The sequence below is a fragment of the Microcoleus sp. Pol12A5 genome, assembly GCF_036701435.1.
In the GTDB taxonomy this organism is placed as follows: Bacteria; Cyanobacteriota; Cyanobacteriia; order Cyanobacteriales; family Microcoleaceae; genus Microcoleus.
The window spans coordinates 1-2,809 of the sequence record NZ_JAUBQU010000249.1; the positions used below are offsets into that span (position 1 = coordinate 1).

Consider the following 2,809-nt stretch of genomic DNA (forward strand, 5'->3'; position numbering starts at 1 on the left):
CTTCTTTGAATGGTGAATTTATCTCAAAATATACTCACCACTGATGAACAGTGTTCAATAAGATGCGTTCCCCCTGCCCGTATACCCTGTTGATAAAAGCGACCTTTATTTCGAGTCAACTTCATTAACTGTTGAATTTATAATAAATGCCGGTCGAGATAATCAACCCACTGTTCTCCATCCTTACCAACGCCAAATGTACTCTGTCTACGGTATTTTTTTCTCGGTTGGGAGCGGCGAGATACATATTTTTGTACCTACTTTTTCTGAGTTTCAATGCCTTGAAATATCGCGGAAGTGTAGGCGATAGCCATTAACAGAATCATCTTAATCAGTCGGTCTCCCCTTAAACCACTCCTTTCTAGATTATAACCTCCTGTCTTGCAATCTCGGAACATTTCTTCAATTCCCATTCGCTGTTTATAAGCGGAGATAGCGAATGGCAGCGAGCCTAAATCTGTTAAATAAACCAGGCGTCTTTTACTTTCCTTCCCGATAATTTCGTTGCCATTTACAAGCAATATCAAATCCTGCTACTGGCTGCGTTTTTCTGACCCTAATTCCTGGAAAATATAAGGAAGTTCCACAGGATGCATCCTAAGTGGTCTAAACGTTGCCCAATTAAGTTTTCTGTTTCCAAACAATGATTCTTTTTCAGTCTTAAGCAAAAAGATACACCCACTGTCTTGAGCCAGTTTCGCAAGTCTACAGAACAAAATTCTCGTAGCTTGCGGGGGGGGGACGCCATCGCCCAAAACGATCGATTTATATTCTTTAAACAAGGGTAAAACTTGTTCGAGAGCGAGGGTTTGTTCTTGTAAATTACTGCTTCCTAATTTTGGCAACAAACACCAGTATAATGGAATGGCTCTTTTCTGCCAAATTAGGGCGATTCCCTTCGGGATAGCTTCGCTTCACGTAAACAGATTGATACAGCCCCATTGAGTCCGATCGCCTGGGATACCATTGCCCATAACGTCACTATTGGTGTGTAGACGCGGCTGTAATACCTCACATTCTCGTTAGCCAGAAGCTCTTGGACTTTAAAGTCTGGTAGAAGCTCCTTCCAGGGTAAGGCCACACTCTGTAAAAATTGTTGCTTGAGAATAGACGCACGATTTGACATAAGAGAGATAGATTTTTGTGTTTTTAAGGCAACGATCTATAGCAAATCTATTTGAGTCGTGAATGTAGAATAACCTGAAACGCTTGTGATGATTGAATCGATTATTTACAAATCAAATGGTTTTGCTATATATATTGCCTTACAGATTTTTTTGCTCACTTTTTCAGTGCCATTGCACCTTAGTTAATTAATTTGTGCTTACCCGAAGATAGTAAAATCATTCACACCGATCGCACTAGCTTGAACTCCATTTAAAGCAGCCAACAATTGACCGTTCTCACCAATCCTGATGAAAGCTGCATTAGCGTTTTGAGTAATACTAAGTTGACCAAAAGTTAGACCGCCCGCTAACACCAGCAAATCTTCACCTTTTATGAAATCAGTAATTTGATCGCTGCCTTCACCTGCTGTTAAAACAAAGCGATCGCGCCCAATGCCGCCGCTGAGAAGATCATTGCCCAAACCCCCTATCAGATAATCGTCGCCTTTACCGCCATAGACAGTATCGTTGCCCTCCTCGCCGCATAGCTTGTCACTACTGCCGTTGCCAAACATCAAATCATTGCCAGCACCACCGCAGAGGGAATCTGGCCCGCCGTTAAAGTCGATCGCACTGTCTCCTAAAATAGTATCGTCCCCGTCGTCGCCGCAAATGCTATCACTGCCGCGATCGCCCAACAACAGATCGTTGCCAGTACCCCCCACCAGAACGTCATTGCCCTTGCCGACATAAACAGTATCATTGCCCTCGCCGCCGCTGAGAGTATCCGCAGCATTTCCCCCATTCAAGAAGTCGTTGCCCGCACCGCCAAACAGCAAATCGCGTCCATTCGAGTCAGGGCTAGACGGGTAAAAACTGCCTCCAAACAAGCAGTCGTTACCCTGAGCACCAACCAGAGTGTCATTGCCCTTGTCACCCCAAATCAAGTCATCGTCTTTGCCGCCGATCGCGACATCATCGCCCTTACCCGCAACAATGAGATCGTTGCCGGCATGGCCGTTGAGGTAATCATTGCCACGGCCACCAAACAGCAAGTCTCTGTCTGCATTCGGGCCAAGGGGGATATTGTTGGGCCGTCCTCCGTAAATATTGTCGTTGCTTTGTTCGCCCAGCAGAATGTCGTCGCCGTTGAAACCGTTGATAGCGTCGTTGAGATTGCTGGCAGTGAGGAAGTCGTCGCCGTCAGTGCCGTTGAAAGTGCGATCAACTGAATTCGGGCCGGGAATCGAACCGATCGCGGGTAGGCTAATCTGTTCGCAAATGCAATCGCGATCGTCTGGAGTTCCCGTCGGAGTCGGAGTCGGAATTCCCGTCGGAGTCGGAGTTCCCGTCGGAGTCGGAGTCGGAATTTCCGTTGGCGTTGGAGTTCCCGTCGGAGTCGGAATTTCCGTTGGCGTTGGAGTTCCCGTCGGAGTCGGAGTTCCCGCAGGAGTCGGAGTCGGAGTTCCCGCAGGAGTCGGAGTCGGAGTTCCCGCAGGAGTCGGAGTCGGAGTGTCCGTGGAAGTGGGCGTCGGAGTGTCCGTGGAAGTGGGCGTCGGAGTGTCCGTGGAAGTGGGCGTCGGAGTGTCCGTGGAAGTGGGCGTCGGAGTGTCCGTGGAAGTGGGCGTCGGAGTGTCCGTGGAAGTGGGCGTCGGAGTGTCCGTGGAAGTGGGCGTCGGAGTGTCCGTGGAAGTGGGCGTCGG

General features: G+C 48.4%; 1 protein-coding gene. It reads right to left on the reverse strand.

Annotation, left to right across the window (positions count from 1 at the left end; genetic code table 11):
* Positions 1-1,324: 1,324 nt before the first annotated feature.
* Positions 1,325-2,809, reverse strand: a 1,485-nt coding sequence (locus tag QUA45_RS28425; RefSeq protein ID WP_333223254.1) for a calcium-binding protein, incomplete at its 5' end; no start/stop codon positions are given.